This is a genomic window from Acinetobacter lwoffii, assembly GCF_024129855.1.
Taxonomy (GTDB): domain Bacteria; phylum Pseudomonadota; class Gammaproteobacteria; order Pseudomonadales; family Moraxellaceae; genus Acinetobacter; species Acinetobacter lwoffii_L.
Genome location: NZ_JAMXXC010000016.1, coordinates 1 through 19,683 on the forward strand (window position 1 = coordinate 1; position 19,683 = coordinate 19,683).

General features: G+C 40.8%; 16 protein-coding genes and 1 rRNA gene. 7 read left to right on the top strand and 10 right to left on the bottom strand.

What is annotated here, in order from left to right; all coding sequences use genetic code 11:
• Positions 1 to 82 (top strand): 5S ribosomal RNA (gene rrf, locus NI465_RS16850); the annotation flags it as partial.
• Between the two features lie 158 nt (positions 83 to 240).
• On the opposite strand, the gene NI465_RS11655 is transcribed toward rrf, so the two are convergent.
• Positions 241 to 1,623: a dihydrolipoyl dehydrogenase gene (locus NI465_RS11655; protein ID WP_253145396.1), complete on the bottom strand. Its 1,383-nt coding sequence runs from the start codon at positions 1,621 to 1,623 to the stop codon at positions 241 to 243.
• A 172-nt stretch (positions 1,624 to 1,795) separates the two neighbouring features.
• Here NI465_RS11655 and NI465_RS11660 point away from each other — a divergent pair, with 172 nt between their 5' ends.
• Positions 1,796 to 9,919 (top strand): alpha-2-macroglobulin family protein, encoded by an 8,124-nt coding sequence (locus NI465_RS11660; RefSeq protein ID WP_253145397.1) that lies wholly within the window; start codon positions 1,796 to 1,798, stop codon positions 9,917 to 9,919.
• Between the two features lie 162 nt (positions 9,920 to 10,081).
• On the opposite strand, the gene NI465_RS11665 is transcribed toward NI465_RS11660, so the two are convergent.
• On the bottom strand, positions 10,082 to 10,504 hold the full coding sequence (locus tag NI465_RS11665) for a protein tyrosine phosphatase family protein (protein ID WP_153566562.1): 423 nt from the start codon (positions 10,502 to 10,504) through the stop codon (positions 10,082 to 10,084).
• Positions 10,497 to 10,832 carry a protein tyrosine phosphatase family protein gene (locus NI465_RS11670; RefSeq protein ID WP_153566561.1) on the bottom strand — a complete coding sequence of 112 codons (336 nt, stop codon included), beginning with the start codon at positions 10,830 to 10,832 and terminating at the stop codon, positions 10,497 to 10,499. The genes NI465_RS11665 and NI465_RS11670 overlap by 8 nt, the downstream gene beginning before the upstream one ends.
• A 125-nt stretch (positions 10,833 to 10,957) precedes the next feature.
• On the opposite strand from NI465_RS11670, the gene NI465_RS11675 reads away from it, so the two are divergent.
• Genes NI465_RS11675 through NI465_RS11685 form a run of 3 tightly spaced genes read left to right on the top strand, consistent with a single transcriptional unit; the run spans position 10,958 to position 12,732 of the window.
• A complete protein-coding gene (locus NI465_RS11675) occupies positions 10,958 to 11,854 on the top strand; it encodes an alpha/beta hydrolase (protein WP_180087473.1) in 897 nt (298 codons plus the stop codon).
• Positions 11,855 to 12,286, top strand: coding sequence for a thioredoxin TrxC (gene trxC, locus NI465_RS11680; protein WP_253145398.1), 432 nt, complete (start codon positions 11,855 to 11,857; stop codon positions 12,284 to 12,286).
• A gap of 5 nt (positions 12,287 to 12,291) precedes the next feature.
• Entirely contained in the window at positions 12,292 to 12,732 is a 441-nt protein-coding gene (locus NI465_RS11685; RefSeq protein WP_290446931.1) for an acyl-CoA thioesterase, read from the top strand.
• A gap of 53 nt (positions 12,733 to 12,785) precedes the next feature.
• Here the strand turns inward: NI465_RS11685 and NI465_RS11690 are convergent, their stop codons facing one another.
• Both NI465_RS11690 and NI465_RS11695 read right to left on the bottom strand, forming a co-directional pair.
• Complete coding sequence (locus tag NI465_RS11690) at positions 12,786 to 13,292, bottom strand: DUF4442 domain-containing protein (RefSeq protein WP_191112589.1); 507 nt, start codon at positions 13,290 to 13,292, stop codon at positions 12,786 to 12,788.
• 25 nt (positions 13,293 to 13,317) lie between these two features.
• Positions 13,318 to 13,806: a YajQ family cyclic di-GMP-binding protein gene (locus NI465_RS11695; RefSeq protein WP_004281601.1), complete on the bottom strand. Its 489-nt coding sequence runs from the start codon at positions 13,804 to 13,806 to the stop codon at positions 13,318 to 13,320.
• Positions 13,807 to 13,898: 92 nt separating this feature from the next.
• On the opposite strand from NI465_RS11695, the gene NI465_RS11700 reads away from it, so the two are divergent.
• Positions 13,899 to 14,213: a rhodanese-like domain-containing protein gene (locus NI465_RS11700; protein ID WP_253145400.1), complete on the top strand. Its 315-nt coding sequence runs from the start codon at positions 13,899 to 13,901 to the stop codon at positions 14,211 to 14,213.
• Positions 14,214 to 14,338: 125 nt separating this feature from the next.
• Here NI465_RS11700 and mnmC read toward each other — a convergent pair whose 3' ends face one another.
• Genes mnmC through NI465_RS11720 form a run of 4 tightly spaced genes read right to left on the bottom strand, consistent with a single transcriptional unit; the run spans position 14,339 to position 17,734 of the window.
• A complete protein-coding gene (mnmC, locus tag NI465_RS11705; RefSeq protein WP_253145401.1) occupies positions 14,339 to 16,237 on the bottom strand; it encodes a bifunctional tRNA (5-methylaminomethyl-2-thiouridine)(34)-methyltransferase MnmC2/FAD-dependent 5-carboxymethylaminomethyl-2-thiouridine(34) oxidoreductase MnmC1 in 1,899 nt (632 codons plus the stop codon).
• Between the two features lie 39 nt (positions 16,238 to 16,276).
• A complete protein-coding gene (locus NI465_RS11710; protein WP_005252915.1) occupies positions 16,277 to 16,786 on the bottom strand; it encodes an SH3 domain-containing protein in 510 nt (169 codons plus the stop codon).
• 5 nt (positions 16,787 to 16,791) lie between these two features.
• Positions 16,792 to 17,094, bottom strand: a complete 303-nt coding sequence (locus tag NI465_RS11715) for a YciI family protein (RefSeq protein ID WP_004281605.1) — start codon at positions 17,092 to 17,094, stop codon at positions 16,792 to 16,794.
• Between the two features lie 28 nt (positions 17,095 to 17,122).
• A complete protein-coding gene (locus NI465_RS11720) occupies positions 17,123 to 17,734 on the bottom strand; it encodes a septation protein IspZ (RefSeq protein ID WP_004281606.1) in 612 nt (203 codons plus the stop codon).
• Between the two features lie 44 nt (positions 17,735 to 17,778).
• Between NI465_RS11720 and NI465_RS11725 the strand changes: the two genes are divergently transcribed.
• On the top strand, positions 17,779 to 18,630 hold the full coding sequence (locus tag NI465_RS11725; protein ID WP_253145403.1) for a PHP domain-containing protein: 852 nt from the start codon (positions 17,779 to 17,781) through the stop codon (positions 18,628 to 18,630).
• Between the two features lie 84 nt (positions 18,631 to 18,714).
• Here the strand turns inward: NI465_RS11725 and NI465_RS11730 are convergent, their stop codons facing one another.
• Positions 18,715 to 19,626: a bestrophin family protein gene (locus NI465_RS11730; RefSeq protein WP_004281608.1), complete on the bottom strand. Its 912-nt coding sequence runs from the start codon at positions 19,624 to 19,626 to the stop codon at positions 18,715 to 18,717.
• Positions 19,627 to 19,683: the final 57 nt, after the last annotated feature.

The window sequence follows — 19,683 nt, forward strand, 5'->3', positions numbered from 1 at the left end:
CCCTTCCCGAACTCAGAAGTGAAACCTCTTAGCGCTGATGGTAGTGTGGGGTTACCCATGTGAGAGTAAGTCATCGCCAGCTCATTATTCCTAAACACCCCCGACCATAAGGCCGGGGGTGTTTTTTTTATGCGCGGAATAATTGTCTTATATATGTCATATATAAATTTAACATCAACATTGCTCAATATTAGACTAGAGCAAGAACCAATTTTAAAGCGTAATAGGTTTATAGTTCCTTTATAGCAATGCATCCAATTGACGTCGAGCATGTTTAAATGCAGTTCTGAGTCCTTCTTCCAAAGTTGGATGATAAAAAGGTTTCTTTAAGATCTGATAAATATCCTGGTCAGCATCAATCATCCAGGCCAGTAAATGGGCCAGATGTTCTGCTTGGGAGCAAAAGAGTTCTGCACCAAGTAATTTACCTGATTTTTTAGCAATATAAACTTCTATTCCACCTGAGTTTTCTGCCAGAACCAGTGCACGTCCTTGATTTTCATAAGAGACGAATCCCCGAATAAATTCGATGTGTTGATCTTCCAGCTGTTTAAAACTTTTTCCGACAATCGCCATTTCAGGATGACAAAATACAATCGCCAATGGGATTAAGGCAGGAATAGGCTTTACATCCGGATAATTTAAACAGTTATAAACTGCCTGTTTACCCGCATGCGCGGCTTCATGTTGAATCGGCGCATCAGGTGCGGCATCACCGACTATAAATATAGGTAGGTTTGCAAGTTGTTTGGTTTCTTTATCGATAGGAAGGTTTTTGATGTCCTTGAATGTTGAATTGAGTTGATCTAGACCTAAATGATCTATATTGCTTTGCCGACCTGTGGCGCCTAAGATATAGTCAACTTCAATACTTTCAGTCTGATCATTTTCTGTAAAATTAATCTTTATTTTATCAGCTTGTATTCCAACTTCATCTGGCAAGTTCTTAAACTTGATATTGAGTTCTTTACTGAGTTGCTCCTGTGCCAGTTTCTGTAAGACTGGACTGGTTAAGGCACCTACTTTTTGACTACGCGCAAACATTGTAGTTTGTACACCCAGTCGTTGCATGGCTTGAGCTAATTCAATTGCAATGATGCCACTCCCGATTACCGCTAAAGACTCAGGTAATTGAGAAAATTCAAATATTTCATTAGAAGTGATGTATTTTTCTTTTAATTGTTGCTTTAAAGCTTTATCAACATTAGGGCGTGAGCCTACAGCAACAATAAAACTTTTGGCCCGATAGGATTGTCCATTGACTTCGATCGTTTGGGGATCAATAAATTTGGCTTTTCCGGAAATTTTATGTGAGCTGTCCCATTGATCGACACCTTTCAAGGTTGCACGAATAAAACGTTCTCTAAGGACATGCACACGTTGCATAACATCTGAAGGATCAATGACAGCATTATGTTTTAAATCAAGTTCTTCAGCAGTTTGAATGTCATGCATACGATTTGCAGATGAGATCAGCAGTTTACTTGGCATACAGCCCACACGTGCACAGGTGGTATCCCATGGGCCATCATTAATAATTAAAATATTCTGGGTGTGTTTAATGGCTTTATTATAAGCACTGATTCCTGCAGTGCCTGCGCCAATGATGATGAGGTCGTGCATAAACTGCCTCCCAAGTCTCAAAAACTAAATATTTATATGTAAGATTAACAATGTTTCTGATGTAAATTATGTAACTAGATTGCTTATTTTTGCTAATTTGAGTAAATTTTGTTTAAAAGCCAAAAGCTATTTTTTTATGGCTGCTTAACTATTATATCTAGCGGGAATAATCATGAGTTTGTTTATAAATTTAAAAAAACTAGGGGTAAATACAACAGTTTTAGCAACATCGATTTCTTTAGTTGCATGTGGCGGGGGGGGGAGTGACGGTTACTATAATAATGACAATAATAGTCAACCAAATACAGGAGGAAATAATGGAGGCGGCAATGAATCTACAGATAATACAGCTCAAGTTCCAGAAAGCTTGAATATTAGTTTGCAAGATTCGAGTGGCCAAAATATTGTTCAGGTTGTAGATAATTCAACTGTACAAATTGCTGTTCAGGTCTTAAATGCAGATAAAGGTGGAATTTCTAGCAAAAATGTACGATTAGCGATTAATGATTCAGATAAATTAGGTGTAACAAGCAAAAGTTCCTTAGTTGCTACAGCTGAAGATGGCATTGCTATTTTTGAGCTTAAAATTCCTTCAATTAATATTGAATCTGGTAAAGTACAATTAACTGCAACTGTAGATGGCACACAAGTTAAACAGGTATATACCCTTAATATTAAAAAATCTAGTGTAATTGTTAGTGATTATACTCTAGATGTGCCACAAGGCCTTACGATTGATTTACCAAATGGGGCAGTTGAATTTTTTGTCCAAGTGACTGATCCAAAAGGTGGTTCTAAGTCAGGACAAACCGTTGAATTGTCTTTACCTGCTGAGTTACAAGGATTGCTTGTAATTAGCAACGGATCATCTGTACAGACAGATAGTGAAGGTAAAGCAAATTTTAAACTTGTAGCAAATAAAAATTTAACTGCGGCACAAATTCAACAGCTTGTAGATACATCTAAAATACTAAACTTTAAACTCATTGATGAGCATCGTGCAGAAAAGCAAGCAACTACGTCTCTAACATTTAAAGATATTGCAACAATTGTCGATAAACTTGAAATTATTAAGCCTGATGCACCGATTGCTGCAAAAAATGGCGAAGCACGTATTCGTGTATATGCCAAAAATTCCAATAAACAAGATTTAGCAGGTAAAAAAGTTCGCCTGGAGACCAATCAATCTGGTCGTGGTGTGACCTTGGATAAAACTGAAGCCATTACAAATGCACAAGGTTATGCGGAATTTATCCTAAAAAGTAATTCTGATACACCACTTGCTTTGAAGGATGAAGGGATTGAACTTAAAGCAACTTTCCTAGAGAACCCTGAGAAATTCGCGACCATTACTGTTGATGTCATTACTGCAGATGATAGTGCAACCGATCAAGAAGCTATTCAACGTCTAGAAATCGCTTCATCTTATAAAATCAATGCAATGTCTGACAGTGTTGAAATTAAGGTAAAAGCGATTGCGAACAATGGACATGCTGCGAAAAAAGGTAAAATCAAACTTACCTTGAATAGCGAAGCTGTAGCGAATGCTGTTAAGTTAGAAGGCAGTAGTGATGGTGTTAACTTTGATTTAAATGAAAGTCAGTCTGTCGGTGCAGAGGGTTATGTCACTTTCAGAATTAAAACACCAGCATCGCAAACAGCAGCAGCTGTAGAAGCATTAAAGGCTTCAGGGATCACAGCGACGTTTACAACAGATAACGGTATTAGCAATAATATTAAAATTGTTGTTGAAGATAAGGCTGTTGCAACTGAAGCAGTTAAGTATCTCTTAATTGACCCAATCAATGAAAACTTTGATCCTACCAAGAACCAAGACATTACAATTAAAGTAAAAGCAATTGGTGAAAAAGGTGGCCCTCTTAAAAATGAAAAAGTATCAATTAAATCTTTACTTTCAGATGATCAGCTGAATAAGTTGAGTCTAAGTTTAAGTACAGCTGCTGAAGTTTTAACAGATGTAGATGGTTATGCAACGTTTGTTTATAAGTATCAATATAATAAATCTGCAGAACAGCAAGCGTTGGCTAAGCAAGGGATTACTTTTACATCCACGGCATTATCTAATCAAAAGACTCAAACAATTAAAGTTAACTTCAATACAAAGAGTGTCAGTGACAAAGTCAGCCTTGATTACTTTACTTTAGATACTGATGGTTTAGCTCAAATTGCACTTAATCAACAAACTGAAATTGTAGTGCGTACGCAAGCCTTTGGTGTTGATGGTGCAGTTCTTGCAAATCAAGAATTAGCTATTGGTATTGATGAAACTGCGATTTCAAATGGTGTTTCATATGCCACAGCAACTAAGCTTGTATCGGATGCACAAGGTAAAGTTGAATTTAAATTAAAAGTTGCAGCACGTAATTTAACTGAATTAAATACCTTAATTGAAAAAGGCCTAACTGTTGCAGTAGTGTCTTATCGTAATGATGGTTCTAAGCATTCGGTTACTCGTAAAATTGACTTAGTTTCAAACTCGATTATTGACACTGGAACGAGTCAAGTGGATTACCTCATGGTAGATCCAATCTTAACCCGTTTTGACTATACGCAAAATCAAGAAATTACCGTTCGTGTAAAAGCATTAGATGTCAATGGAAGCCCATTAGCAAAAGAAAAAATTCAATTAAAATCTGCCCTAACTAATCAGCAGATGCAGCAGTTAGGCTTAAGTTTTACGACCCAAGCAGAACAAATCACTGATGCATTAGGTTATGCAACGTTTAAACTTAGTTACCAGTATAACGAAACGCCTAAACAAGAAGAGCTGGCGAAAAAAGGTCTTACTTTCAATGCTTTGGCGAATGGTAAGGTCAGCAATATTCGCATTAACTTTAAGGCTCCGAGCGATAGTATTGACTTAAGTTTCTTTACTGTTGATACAGATGGACAAGCCTTAATTTCGACCACTACAGATACACCGATCAAGATCCGTGTCAAGGCAATGGGTACAGATGGTAAGGTTTTAGCTAACCAACGTATTAGTATTGGTATTGATAATACTGCAGTTTCAAATGGCGTAACGTATGCAACCTCTAACAACCTAGTTACAGATGCATTAGGTAATGCTGAGTTCGTTTTAAATGCGAAACCAAAAAATAAAGATGAACTGAATGCATTGCTTGCGAGTGGTGTAACAGTCGCTGTTAAAGCAACTGCAAAAGATGGTTCTGAATATACAACTCTAAGAACGATTAAGCTTATTGAGCAAGAGCAAGTATCGCAAGTATCTTCACTACTAATCGATCCGTTACAAGCAGCATATGACTATACAAAAGACCAAACAATTCAAGTGCGCGTGAAAGCGATTGGTCAAGCTGGTCAGTCTTTACGTAATGAAAAAGTGAGCTTAACGACAGCCCTTAGTGCACAAGAGTTAGCTGATCTGAATTTAAGTCTTGTTGGCGATGCGACGAAACTGACTGATGATTATGGTTACGTGACATTCACATTTGACTATAAATACAATGCACAGTCTCCTGCACAAAAGAAACTGTTAAATGGTTTTGAAATTACAGCAACTGCCAATGGAAAGACGAATAATACGATTATTAACTTTAAAGCACCTGCAAATGAACAAGAAATCAATCTTGATTATTTAGTGGTATCTACAGGTGGTCGTGCAGTTATCTCAACCGATCAACCAACAGAAGTGATGATTACAGCAACTGCATTGGCAACAAATGGTCAGATATTAAAAGACCAGACTGTGAAAATTGAATTGAATGAAACAGAAACCAATAGTGGTATTTCATTTAATTCTGCGACAGAAGTTGTGACCAATGCACAAGGTCAAGCCACATTTAAAGTCAACATTGCACCAGAAAATGCATCTGAATTAGAGGCATTGCTTGCATCTGGTTTGAATGTTCGTTTATCTGCACAGCGTGTAGATGGTTCTGCATACAAAGTATCAAGAAAAGTTGAACTTTATAAGTCAGAAGCAGAAGCACCAAGTGAAGTTGATTATCTGATCATTGATCCAATTAGTGTTTATGACTACAGTAAAAATCACATTATTGCGGTACGAGTGAAGGCGATTGGTGAAGATGGTAGCGCATTACGTAATGAAAAAATCACATTGCGTCCTGAAAACATCTCAAGTGCAGAATTAGCAAAACTTAATTTAAGTTTAAATAGTGCTGCTGAGCAATATACCGATGATCAAGGCTATGCTGTCTTCGAATTTAGCTATAACTATGATGCACAATCTACAGAGCAAAAACCTCTTGCATTGAAAGGTGTAGCATTATTAGCGACTGCAAATGGAAAAGAGCAACGCACGGTTATTAACTTTGCGGAAACTCAAACTAATACGCTTGATTATCTTGTCATTGATATGATTGGTAAAGCTGTCATTGATACGGATGTAGAAACTAAAGTTACGTTATCTGTGCTTGCAAAAGGTACTGATGGTTCAGTTTTGGCGAATCAAAATGTTCAGATTGAATTAACCAATGAAAATGGTATTAATCTTCTTACAGCTTCGTCAGTAGCAACTGATGCAGAAGGTTATGCAAAATTTGAATTCAGTGTGCATCCAAAGAACCAACAGGAATTAGAAGCATTATTGGCAAATGGCGTAACAGTGAAAGTCTTATCTGCAGTTGCTGATGGATCTGTTCGTCAAGCGCAACGTAAAGTTGAATTAGTACAAGCTGAAGAGCAAGTTGAATCTAAAGTTGAGACTTTAGTTATTGATCCAATCTTAAACTCATTTGACTATACTCAAGATCATACGATTCAAGTACGTGTTAAAGCATTAGATGCTGATGGCAGCACGCTTAAAAATGAAAAAGTCGCAATCACGACAGATATTCAAGAGAAATTAGCACAACTGAACTTTAGCTTGAATGGTGCAGCTGAACAGTTTACTGGTGATGACGGCTATGCGATATTTGTATTTGAATATAAATATGCAAAATCTACAGTACAGCGTGAGATCTTAAATGGTGTAACTGTTACCGCAACTGCAAATGAAAAAACACAGACAACAAAATTGAACTTTAGAGAGTCTTTAACTTCAGAAGCTTTAGACTATATTTCTATTGATACAAATGGTTATGCTGCGATTGAAGAAAACGTACAAACTGATATTACCGTTAAGGTACGTGCAATCAATGTGGGTGGTAAAGCACTTGCTAATCAAGATGTCACGATCAGCTATAATGAACAAGCACATAATAATGGTGTTTATTTACTTGATCCAACAGGAGCGAATGTTGGTGCACAGACCTTTACGCAAAAAACCGATGCTGATGGTTATGTGACCTTTACCTTTAAAGCATTGCCACGTAATAAAGCGGAAGTGCAAAAGCTGATTGATGATGTGACTGGTGATTTACAGGTTACATTAACAGCTAAACGTGCTGATGGTTCGAATTATGAAGCTTCTCGCCGTATTGATTTAAGAGCTCCTGATGTTGAATCTACACCTGCAGAGGTTTTAATTGATCCAATTCTACAAGCATTTGATTATTCAAAAGATCAAAAAATTATTGTACCAGTAAAAGCGTTATCTGCTGATAAAGGTGCTTTACAAGGTGCGAAAGTAACGATTGACACACCAAATTTAACCTTAGAACAGTTAAAAACTGCTCAGTTAACCTTAACTGGTGAAGCAACTAAATTCACCGATGCCAACGGTTATGCTTATTTTGAGTTTGAATATAAAGTTGCTGGCACTCAAGAACAGATTGATCTTGTAAGCCCTGGTATTCGTATCACAGCGACAACCAGCAATGGTAAAACAGCTGTGCAAACCTTGAACTTTAAATCACCAAATGCCGGGCAGATTCTAGATTACTTTACCTTAGATGCATCTGATTATGTTGTTACATTGGGTGTGAATACACCTAAGACGATTCAGGTGACAATTAATGCGAAAGATACACAAGGTAAGGCTTTTGCAAACCAAGTCGTTTCACTTGGGTTAAATGAAGCTGCTTTAAGAAATGGTGTAAGTTTTGCTTCACCATCTCAAGTCATGACAGACAGTAATGGTCTTGCAACATTTGTAGTGACCATCAATCCTCAAAATGAAGCGGAAGTTGAAAACCTAGCTGCAAATGATCTTGAATTTACAGCAACTGCGCGACGTGCTGATGGTTCTGATTATACTTTGGTTCGTAAAATTGAATTAGATAAAGCTGCTGTGGTTTTACCAGATTTAGCGAATCTTATTTTTACTGCAGTAGATGGTAAGCCACTAGATACGATATCTGTTCTCGGCGGTGAAGCACGAATCAAAATTACAGCAGTTGATAAAGATGGTAAAGCGATTCCAAATACACCAATTGCGGTTGCTCTTTCTAAGCTAACCTCTAGTCGTGTTTCATTAAGTAATATACCAACGCAAACTAACAGTAATGGTGAAGCCGAGTTTACGGTAACGGTATCTGAGGGCGTGTATGATGCTAGTTTGATCAAAAATGGTATTGTCTTTGCCGTAGTTGGTACGAACTTAAATAATGGCGATCGTTTACAGCAAACAAATGTAATTAGTATCACCGCTCCAGCAAATGCTTTAAATCCGCGTTTAACATCAGATGTAAAAACAGTGACAGCTGGGCAAACAGTTAAAGTGTATGCAGCTGTTAAAGATGAAATGGGGATTAATACTGCAGCTGGTACACCAATGCGATTGACTCTGAATCCAAAAGCTATTGCTGCAGGTGTTAAACTGAGTGCTGACGGAGTGGTAATACAAGGAAATGGTTCAGTGCCAATTGACTTAATTATTCCACAAGGTATTACATCTGCTGCTTTAGAATCTATTGTAGTAACAGGAACTATCCGTGATCCACGCGGTAATGAAATTCAGACGAAGCTAAATTTTGCTGTTCAAGATATTAGTAATCCTTATCACTTAACTATTGATAGTAGTCGTGTGTCCTTAAGTTCAGCAGGTGATAGTGCATTTGTGACGGTTAAACTTCTTGATAAGAATCAAGGCGGTGTTGCGAATGAAAAAGTTAGCTTAGCTATTGCTGATCCGCGAAATGCGACTAGTATTAAAGGGGCTTCACAGCTCATTACTAATCAATTTGGTGAAGCTGTATTTGAAGTATCGATGAAATCACTACAAGGTACATTAGTATTACCAGTTCTACCAATCGAATTAACGGCAACCCATACCACCGCAACAGGTGCTTCAGTAAGTCTACCTGGCAGTATTCAAGTGCACTCACCAACAGTTTTAGCGCCAGAATTGGACTTAAAAATTAAAGTATCTAAAGATAAGTTAAATGTCCGTGGTGATTCTTTCGAAGTATCAGTATTGGTAGTAGACTTAGATGGTTCAAGTCAAGCTGGTAAAGCAGTTACATTAACAATTCCTCAATATAATCAAAATGGTGCATATATTCATGGCGCATCTACTATTGAAAGTGATGAGAATGGTTGGGCAAAATTTTCAATTGTAATTGATGAAAGTTTACGTAATCCAACCTATGACTTCGTTGCTGCTGATTTACGTGTAGAAGCTGTAGTTAAAGATACGCAGAATACAGAGCGACGTGTACCGCATGTGATTGATGTGGTAAATTCCGAAGTGCCAGTAACGATTGGTTCTATTGCGGTTAATTTTAATCCAACAGAGCTTACATCAACAGGTAACGGTATTTATTATCAAAAAGAAGGTTCTGTTCAGCTGGTTGATGTTGATGGGAAGCCAGTGGCAAATCAGGATGTAGTTTTAGATATTCGTCCAACTTCTTATGTTTTAGGTGAATGGAAATATGAAATTCAGAAAGATGCATGGAAAATAGTTGAGCAACCTGGTGTCGATGTGGATGGCAATCCTATTACCTTAAAAGTTAAAGAACTAGATGCGGTTTATCCATTTACGAATCTAAAAGGTTGGATTAAACCAGGTGATTATTATTATCCATTAGTAGGTACAATACCTGCACAAGTTCAAGATAAAAACTCAGCAACGACATGTACGGTGGATCCAACAACAACAAGTTGGATGGCTAATGGTCAGGCATTACGTGTGGTTCGTTTCTTAGGTGGTACAGCAAATAATAGTACGACTCACCCATATACCGCGACCTATCGTACAGATAGTACTGGTAGGTTTGACTTCATCATTGAATATCCAAAAGCAAATGCTCATTGGATCGCAGTAGAAGTAGGAGCGAAAACTACACTTGCACAAACACCAACTAGAGGCTATACAACATTAACATTGCCAAGTTTAAGTAGTGATTATGCTGCTGATGGAAGTTATGCACCTAACCGCGTAAGTCCATATACAACATGTGTCAACTAATAATCTAATCTGACGAAAAAACAGCGCTTCGGCGCTGTTTTTTATGGGGGTTGAAATTTAAAAACTTAAATCGACGTCCCTACACTCACACCCACAGTCGGCTTCAAATTCATTGAACTACAACCGAAAAAGTTCAAGCTTAGACATAACACGACCAAAATTTTATTCATGAATCAATCCTTGAGATTTCGCCTGATTGAACAAAGCTGCTGAACGTGTACCACTTCGGCAAACCATCAAAATCGGTTTAGGCAGCTCATTATAATATCGCGCAAATTCCTCAATATTGGCTTGAGAAATTTGGCCACTCACTACAGGCTGATAAATCACACTCACTTGAGATTTCTCCGCAATGGAGCGTAGTTGACTCACCGTGACATTATTACCAGTCTCCTGATCAGGGCGGTTTACAATTACAGATTTAAAACCTTGCTGAATCAATTGCTGGAACTTGCTTGGTGTCATTTGCCCCGTGACACTCACCGTAGAGGTCAGCGCACGGCTAAGGTCATTTGCAGCAAAAACAGGTGTAATACAGCTAAAACAGGTTGCTAGTAACACACCTTTCCAAAACGACTTAGTCATCCAGCAGGTCCATCTGTTTTGCCAGCTGATATAAATTATTCGAGCGGTTTCCAGTACGACAGAACATCAGGATAGGTTTTGGCAATTCATTGTAATGATTGGCAAAAGTGCGTACATCAAGCTCAGTAATCTGACCGGCTACTACTGGCTGGAATACATAATCCAGACCGGCATTGCGTGCAGCTTCCTCGATTTGTGCACTGGTTGGCTGCTCGGCACCACCTTCCATGTCCGGACGGTTGTTGATAATCGATTTAAAGCCTTTCTCAACCACTTGGATTACGTGTTCCGGACCAATTTGACCTGCAAAACCTACATTTTCGCTCATGACGCCACTCCATCATTTCATTTATATCGATATGCTTTATGATAGCATTAAGCTGAAAACATGCTGAACCTGTTCTGAAATTTTTATAAATGATGATAACCATAAGATAACGCAATGGAGCGCGTATGCAGGCTTATACAGTTGAACCACTGTATGTCAAAAGCGGTCAGGAAGTGATTGCTGCAGATTTTTATCGGCCTAAAAATATAGAAAAACCCGCCGTAATTTTGATGGCACATGGTCTGGCTGCCTTACGTCAATTTAAACTGGTGCAATATGCCCAGCGTTTTGCCGGTGCCGGCTATGCGGTGGTTTTATTTGACTATCGCTATTGGGGCGGCAGCACTGGGCGTCCACGTGAACTGGTGTCGATCAATGCCCAGCTCGATGACTGGCGAACCATGATCAGACATATTCAGGAACGCAAATCGATTGACAGTAAACGGATCGTGCTCTGGGGTACGGCCTTAAGTGGTGGGCATGTATTGACACTTGCAGCAGAGCTGAAAAATATTCAGGCGGCGATGGTACAGGTGCCTTTTGTCGATGGGGCTGAAAGTGCCCAACTATATCCTTTACAGCAACTCCCCAAGGCGCTTAAAGTTTCCAGTCAGGATTATATGGGGGCCAAGGTTGGTATGGCACCAAAAACCTTACCTGTAGTTGATCCGCATGAGCTATGTTTTATGCCGACACAGGACAGTTATGAAGGTTATCTGTCGATTGTCAATCCGGATTATTACTGGAGTGGTCATATTCCTGCACGGGCATTCTTTAAACTGATGCGCTATCGACCGATTCAGGAAGTCAGAAAGATTAACATTCCAGTCCTGTTTATTGCGGCAAAACTGGATAGTCTGATTCCAATTGAATCCAGTCGGGAAACTGCGACCAATATTGCACCATTTGTGCAATATCATGAGTGGAATATCCGGCATTTTGATATTTATCATGGGGAATGGTTTGAAAAAGCAGTTTCGACCCAATTAGAATTCTTACATCAACATATTGGAGTGCGCTAGATGATTATTGTATGTCCGGAATGTCTGGCCAAAAACCGTGTCCCTGAAGATAAACTCACTGCCAACCCTGCTTGTGGTCATTGTCATCAAGCCCTGATTCCACTGGCACCGATTGAGCTGAATGAACAGAATTTTAGCCAGTTTGTCACGCATAGTGACTTGCCGATCCTGATTGATCTCTGGGCAGAATGGTGTGGTCCTTGTAAAATGATGGCACCGCATTTTGCGACTGTCGCCCAGCAATATCCAAATGTAGTTTTTGCCAAAATTGATACCGAAGCGAATCCGCGCTTAAGTTCGGCATTTAATGTTCGCAGTATTCCGACGCTGGTGTTGATGAATAAAAGCAACGAAATTGCTAGAATAAGCGGTGCATTACGATCAAGCGAGCTGCAAAAATGGCTTGATCAGCAGTTAAATACCCAACCCTAATTCAAATGCCTGGAGTGAAAGTGTCAGATTTTCAAGTAAGACCAGAGGGGATTCTTTCCCTACAGACGATCGCAATGCCTGCAGATACCAACTGGAGTGGTGATGTCTTTGGTGGCTGGATCGTTTCACAAATGGACTTGGCAGGCGCGATTCACGCAGAACGATTTTCAAAGGGGCGTTGTGCCACGATTTCAATTAACCAGATGACTTTTTTGGTACCGGTGAAAGTCGGGGACGTGATTAGTTGTTATACCAAAATTCTCAAAGTTGGAAAAACATCTATCCAGATGGAAATTGAGGTTTGGGACAGTCATGATGATTCACGCCCACCAATTCGGGTGACTGAAGGTGTGTTTACCTTTGTTGCTGTCGATGTGAAAGGTAACAAGCGTCTGATCCCAGAAGACGCGAAACAGAAGTTCTTGGAATCACAGCTCGCCCAATAAACGGCTTAAAATAAAAACCCCGGCAATCAGAGCCGGGATTTTTATTGCAGAAATTATGATGATTTTTTCAGCTGATCTTTGGCAATCCAAGCCCAGAGCATTTCACATTGAATGGGGGCTTCACCTGATTCATCCGTGACGGTGACCTGAACCAGGGTTTCACCTTTATCCGAGTTTTGCATCAGGGCTTGCTGCTCCGACGTGAGCGTAGCAACAGCAGTCATGGCACCGCGTGTCGGGCGCTTAAAATCAACCTTTAAGCTTTTGATCAGTACAATTGCTGTATCCGGAACATTCATTGCCGTCACAAAGCCGGTCGCTGTTTCTGCCAGCAGGGCCATTGCACATGCATGGATTTGTCCGATATGGTTCTGCATGGCTTTATGATTGGCCATACTTACTACCACTTTGGACGCACTCATTTCCTCATAACGAATCTTGGCAGAGCCGACCATCGGGACCACCCGGCCAAAAGTTTTACTTAACAAAGCAGTACGAATGCCTTGCGGTAATCGTGCAGTGGCTTTGACTAATCTGGCTAATCGGTTGTTCTTTGCCATAATTCCTTCTACAGACGTTGCTGTCTTAATCTTTAAAGTTATTGAACTGTAAAGGCAAACCAAATTGCTGTTCTTTCAAGAATGCCATTACTTGCTGCAATGTATCGCGTTTTTTATCAGTCACACGAATCTTGTCGCCCTGAATAGAAGATTGCGCCTTAATCCCACTTTCTTTAATGGCTTTATTAATTTTTTTTGCGGTATCTGAGTCAAGACCATCTTTAAGCTTGATGACCTGAATCACATTTTTGCCAGAAGCCGTCATTTTTTGTGGATCAAGCGCCTGAATATCAACTTTGCGTTTAAAGAAATGACTTTCCAGCATGCTATAGACTTGTTCACACTGGAAATCGCTTTCAGTCGAGATTTTGATTTCCTTGTTTTTTTCATTCAGTTCAATAGAAACGTCCTGACCACGGAAATCAAAGCGGGTCGCAATTTCTTTTTGGGTGTTTTGAACTGCATGATTTACTTCAAAAATTTCTAATTCAGAAACAATATCGAAAGAAGGCATAGTTTAGACCTTTACAAAGGGAAAGAATATCTGAGATGCTAGGGATGTTTTCTTCATTTGCCAAGTGTTGTTTTACATCAAAGGAGTGCGCAATGATCCGTAAACAAGAAATTACAACATTTGAGTTCCCAGAAAATGCAGTGATCTGGGATGTACGCGATTCAAGTGCTTTTGCTGAAGCACACGTGAAAGGGGCGGTGAATCAGCCCATTAACGGTCTGTCAGCAGAGAGCCTAACTCAGGTGTCAGCGGATCAACCGATTTACATTTTATGTGGCGGTGGTAGTAAAGCACCACGTGCAGCAGAGTTACTTGAGGGTTTTGACAGCTCACGTGAATATGTCATTCTGATGGGTGGTACTCGTGCTGCCCGTGATGCAGGCTTACCGCTTGAACAGGGTGTATAAGCATTCTGTCAAAAAAAGCGCCGCAAGGCGCTTTTTTAATGGGTGAGATTTAATCCCTCCCGACCTCCCTTTTCTAAAGGGTGAGAAGCATTGCTTCGCAAGGGGGGATTCATTCAAAATAGTAATTAAATTTGTAGCTTAAAATACGGTTTCTTCATTTTCACTTTCTTTTGAAAACGGGTCACACTGAGTTTTTTTACTAAACTGGATGGCACCGGACAGGCTTCGCCGAGAATCTGGGCTGCCAGAATTTCACTACAGAGCGGTGCAAACAGAAAACCTTTAGAGCCGAGACCGGCAAAGCTGTATATTTCCTCATCGGCTTTCATTTTACCCAGTAGGGGGAAATAATCCTGACTTTGTGCGCGTACCGATGCACGACCTTGCCAGGTATCGGTAGAAGCTAATGATTGTGCATATTCGGGGAAGACACTGTGAATCAGTTCGTAGTTATGCACATGATCTTCTGCCAACACCTCTGCATCATCGCGACCTGGATAGAAAGAAGCACCTAAGATTAGATGTTCAGCATCCAGTTGCATACAATAACCGCCGTAACTATAGGCAATATTTTGACTTAAAGGCTGGGCTTGATTATTTACCCAGCTGACCTGTCCGCGAATCGGTTTCAAAACTGGATAATCTGCAAAGAATTGTGCTGTTTCTCGCGCAGTACAGACAATGACATGATCAAATTCACCTAGATCCTGTTCATCTGAAAATAGCTGAGGTTTTGTAGCCGCTTCAATATGGCTAATTTTGGCCTGTTGATATTGAATATGAGGATGCAGCAAAATCTCCTCACGCAGTTGATGAGGTGAAACTGCACCAGCTTCTAATAGTTTTAAACTTGGAAATTCGGTTTGAACCTCTTGATCTTCTGTATCTTGTACAGCAAGAATTTCTTCAGGATATTCATCTGCTAATCCTAAAAGCTGTTCAGGATTTTTTAAGGCCAGTTGATTCACCTGAATCGGGCGGAAAGCTTTAAATTTTTGATAATGATTTAAGGCATGTTGCCAGGCCAATGTCATCAGATGATCAGCACTTTGCTCAACCGGACAGAGTTTGGGATTCAGCAAAGCCAGTGGATTGCCAGAACCTCCTGAGAGTGGCGCTGACTGGTCGTAAATCGTGACTTGATGGCCGCGTTTAGCGAATGCCCATGCGCTACTTAAACCAGCGATTCCAGCGCCAATCACAGCGATTTGGTGAGGTCTGATATTGGTCTCTGTATCTCGCTCAGTTTTTTTTTGAGTGATTTCTTGTATTAATGAACTTTCAGTCTCTTCAGCCGGATTCCAGATGGCTTTCAGCATTTCACGCTTGTGCTTAAAACCACGTGGACGGGAAATTGAAATCCCATGATTTTTTAAGCCACGTTTTAAAATGCCAGCAACACTGAAAGAGGCGAAAGTGGTGCCGATCTCGGATAAACGTACAATATTATTTAAAACATTTTCTTCCCACATGTCCGGATTGCAGGAAGGCGCAAAACCATCCAGAAACCAGGCATTCACAGGCGCAGTTTTTTCAATCACCGGAAAAACATCATGTGCATCACCTAGCCACAGATCCAGACTGAAACGTTCCTCAGGAAAACTGAGACGATGACAGCCGGCAATTGGCATCGGGTATTGAGAGATGAGTTGATCAGCTAAAGGCTTGAGTTCTGGCCAGGCATTTAAGGCTCGAATCAGATCGGTTTTAGAAAGAGGGAATTTTTCAACTGAAATCGCATGCAGATGACTGTGATTGTCCGGACGCACCTGTTGCCAGAGCTGCCACAGGGCCAGAATATTTAAACTAGTACCAAAACCCGTTTCACCGACACAGAAATATTCAAAAGGTTTTAAATCTGCCAGACGCATACTGAGATCATTGCCATTTAAAAAGACATGCCGGGTTTCCAGCAAGCCATTGTCTTTGGAAAAATACACATCACCAAATTGCTTGGATACAGGCACATCAATACCATCCACCAATTGCCAATCCAGATCAGCAGTTTGAATTGCGTGTGACAAAACGAGTACAACCTTAAAGATATCGGGAAGGGCTATAGCTTACCATTGACGGCGACGTTTGGTATAAACATAGCTCGCGATCAGGAAGCCGAGCAATACCCCCACAGCCAGGGTTGCAGCACCGTAGAGGAACATCTGGGCACTGCGTTCGCTTTGCAGTACTTGTACCTGTACCCCTAGATTGTCATTCTTGAGCTGCAATTCCTGATTTTGCGATAGTGCTTCCAGATTGGCTTTTTCCAGTTGCTGCAAACGGGTGGCCTGATCTTTGACTAAGGCTTTGACCTTGGCATCTTGCTGGGCTTTGAGCTTGGCGATTTCTTCTGCGGTTAACGGTTTATTTTCAGCAGGTGTCACCGATTGGGCAGAAGACGCTACGGCAGGAATAATGGCAGGTTTCGGCGTAGACTGGGTTTGGACAGTCACCGCTGTCCCTTGAGGTTGTGCTGTCTGATTTCCCTGAGTCACAGGAGCAGGCGCAACTTCGACTGCCCATACTGGAGAAATCATAAAACATAGGCCAATGATACTGGCAGTAACAACACGCATGAACCTTATCCTTGAGGGAATGCTTTATTGAATGGTTTGACATCGATGTGTTCGTATACACCTTCTTTTAAGAAAGGTTCATCCTGTAGCCATGTGTCCAGCGCTTCACGACTGTCAAAATCGACAATAATGGTACTGCCATAAAAACCGGCCTGTGGATTGGCCGGATCTTTAGGCATGGCACCTGCAACAATCAGGCGGCCTTCAGCATTTAACTGTTCCAGACGTGCAAGATGTTGTGGACGAATCGCGAGGCGTTTTTCAACTGTACCTTCCCGATCGGTACAGCTAACGACGAATAATGGCATGATGACTCTCAATCGTTTGTAGTTGGACTTATTCAGCGGTCTTAAAGTATTTGCGCAATACAATAAACTGAATAATGATAAAGGAAAACATCACGATCATGTCACCGAATGCGGTAAATTCGCCCCAATATTTTCCATCCATCCACAAATAGGCGAAAAAGGTATGCAGAAATGACATCAGTACGAACATGGCAACCCAAGCATAGTTTAGCTTGAACCAGCCTTTTTCACTTAGATTGAATACTGGACCAAATAACCGCTGGATCAGAGGCTTTTTATCCTTGCTAAACCAAGGGGACAGGAAGAATACACCTGCAAAGACCAGATTCAATAACACGGCTTTCAGACGAATATAGAAATCATCGCTGAGGATCAGAGTGATGCCACCAAAAATCACCGTCATAAACAAGACAATCCATTGCTGCTTGTCCAGACGGAATTTTTGTATGACAAATAACGCACCATAGACGACCAACATGGAAATAATCAGACCTGTGGTTGCAACAAGAATATTATTATTGTCGACACCCCCCGCAGAACCGATCAATTGCAGCAATTGATGGTCAGTGTCTTTTGGATCTACAGTTTTATATAAATAAAAGAAAATAATGAGTGGCACAAAGTCTAAAAGTGCTTTCATGTTAGAGTATCTAAATCTGATCAAATAAATGTCATAGTATAGAGATGCACGGCGTAGATTTACATACACATAGTAATATTTCTGATGGAACTTTCAGTCCTCAGCAATTGGTCGAAGCGGCTGTGGAAAAACTTGTCCATACTTTGGCCCTGACGGATCATGACACCATGGACGGTTTGGCATTGGCTGAGGAAGCCGCTAAAAATCATGAGATTAAGATCATTTCGGGGGTGGAAATATCCAGCCAGTGGTTACGTCCTGCCACCAAAAAAAACTATGGCGTGCACATCGTCGCGCTAAATATGCAAAATCCTGAGCCTTTACAAAAAGCCCTCAATCAGCAAAAGAAAATCCGGGCTGAACGTTCTAAACAGATTTGTGATCTGCTGGTTCCTTTAATTGGTGAAGATATTTATGCTGATGTACTGGTCAAAGTCGACCATATCCCTGATCGGGTGACACGGACCCATATTGCCAAAACGCTGGTAGAAAAGGGGATTGTGACGCGTCCGCAACAGGCTTTTGATAAATATATCAAGGAAGGCAAAAAGGCCTATGTCAAATTTGATGGCTTGAGTCTTGAAGACACGGTGCAGGTCATTCATGAAAGTGATGGTTTTGCGATACTGGCACATCCGACCAAATATGATTTATCTGCGACCAATATCCGTTATCTGATCGAGATCTTTGCCAAGTTTGGTGGAGATGCCGTCGAGCTGCCACCGGCGATTGAGCCAAGTTCAACCCGGCAGATGGTGGATCGAATGATTGCTGAACATGATCTTAAAGTTTCGATTGGCAGTGATTTTCATGGCGATCATATGCCCTGGATTAAACTCGGTAATGTCCCGAGTCTTAAACCGGGGCAGGTCGGAATTTGGGAGAGTTTTGTTTAGTCATTCCTTTACCTCGATCTTTTTCATTTGAGAGAAGATTTTCCCTTCGCTACTAATAGCAAAGGGCGAGGAAAGAATTATAAATTATAGCAAATTATGATCTTTGGCCTGAATCGGTGGTGGCGTTGGTTTACCCAACGTTCCTAATAGTTCAATTTCAATGGTACGCACCATCGAGTCCAGAGGCAAGTCGTTGCTTTGAGTACCAAAAGGCTCTTCAATTTCCGAACTTAAAGCATCCAGTCCCAAAAAGGTATAGGCCAAAATTCCGACCAGCAAAGGCGTAAACAGACCAAGCGTTGAACCCAGACTAAAAGGCAAAATAAAACAGAAAAAATAGACGGTGCGGTTGAGCAAGACCGAATAGGCAAAAGGCAAAGGCGTTGTTGCAATCCGGTCACAACCAGTCTGGACAATACTTAGTTCTGCTACATGATTATTCATCTGCATATAGATGATGTCGGAGATTTCACCTTCTTTGAGCGCCTGCATTAACTCCCATTGAATCAGGCTTAAGGTATATTGCGGCGCATTGGCCTGCTGATAGAGCTGGGTCACAGCCTGCTGGCTCATGCCGCTGGTTTCCACAAGTTCCGTCGGATTGGCTGTCTGATGGCGTAGCCGGTCACGGAGGACATTGGCAAAGACAATCACATGCTGAATTACACGTTCACGGCGACCTTGAGACAGCATCCGGCAATCACGGTCAAAATGACGTGAATTGGCAATCAAAATGCCCCAAAGTTTGCGCGCTTCCCACCAGCGGTCATAACAGGCCGAGTTCTTAAATCCGAGAAAGATCGACAGTACCACTCCAATCAGGGTAAAGCCGACCAGGGGTAATTCTGGAAAATGAAAATAACCAATATGTGACAAGCCACCGATGATGGCTGACATCAGCATCACTACGCCTAAAGGTGGCAAAACTTTAGGTAAAATCGTCCCCCGCCAGGAAAACAGCAGTTTAAAAACAGTCGGCTGGTCACGTACGATCATTTATTGGAATCATCACAATTTTTTTCATGATCTTGTGGAGTTGTGCCTGCTTTGTCA

Excerpts from the sequence above, each read along its gene's own strand:
- NI465_RS11655 (WP_253145396.1), bottom strand. The coding sequence starts at position 1,623 with ATGCACGACCTCATCATCATTGGCGCAGGCACTGCAGGAATCAGTGCT.
- NI465_RS11660 (WP_253145397.1), top strand. The coding sequence starts at position 1,796 with ATGAGTTTGTTTATAAATTTAAAAAAACTAGGGGTAAATACAACAGTT.
- NI465_RS11665 (WP_153566562.1), bottom strand. The coding sequence starts at position 10,504 with ATGACTAAGTCGTTTTGGAAAGGTGTGTTACTAGCAACCTGTTTTAGC.
- NI465_RS11670 (WP_153566561.1), bottom strand. The coding sequence starts at position 10,832 with ATGAGCGAAAATGTAGGTTTTGCAGGTCAAATTGGTCCGGAACACGTA.
- NI465_RS11675 (WP_180087473.1), top strand. The coding sequence starts at position 10,958 with ATGCAGGCTTATACAGTTGAACCACTGTATGTCAAAAGCGGTCAGGAA.
- trxC (WP_253145398.1), top strand. The coding sequence starts at position 11,855 with ATGATTATTGTATGTCCGGAATGTCTGGCCAAAAACCGTGTCCCTGAA.
- NI465_RS11685 (WP_290446931.1), top strand. The coding sequence starts at position 12,292 with ATGCCTGGAGTGAAAGTGTCAGATTTTCAAGTAAGACCAGAGGGGATT.
- NI465_RS11690 (WP_191112589.1), bottom strand. The coding sequence starts at position 13,292 with ATGGCAAAGAACAACCGATTAGCCAGATTAGTCAAAGCCACTGCACGA.
- NI465_RS11695 (WP_004281601.1), bottom strand. The coding sequence starts at position 13,806 with ATGCCTTCTTTCGATATTGTTTCTGAATTAGAAATTTTTGAAGTAAAT.
- NI465_RS11700 (WP_253145400.1), top strand. The coding sequence starts at position 13,899 with ATGATCCGTAAACAAGAAATTACAACATTTGAGTTCCCAGAAAATGCA.
- NI465_RS11710 (WP_005252915.1), bottom strand. The coding sequence starts at position 16,786 with ATGCGTGTTGTTACTGCCAGTATCATTGGCCTATGTTTTATGATTTCT.
- NI465_RS11715 (WP_004281605.1), bottom strand. The coding sequence starts at position 17,094 with ATGCCATTATTCGTCGTTAGCTGTACCGATCGGGAAGGTACAGTTGAA.
- NI465_RS11720 (WP_004281606.1), bottom strand. The coding sequence starts at position 17,734 with ATGAAAGCACTTTTAGACTTTGTGCCACTCATTATTTTCTTTTATTTA.
- NI465_RS11725 (WP_253145403.1), top strand. The coding sequence starts at position 17,779 with ATGCACGGCGTAGATTTACATACACATAGTAATATTTCTGATGGAACT.
- NI465_RS11730 (WP_004281608.1), bottom strand. The coding sequence starts at position 19,626 with ATGATCGTACGTGACCAGCCGACTGTTTTTAAACTGCTGTTTTCCTGG.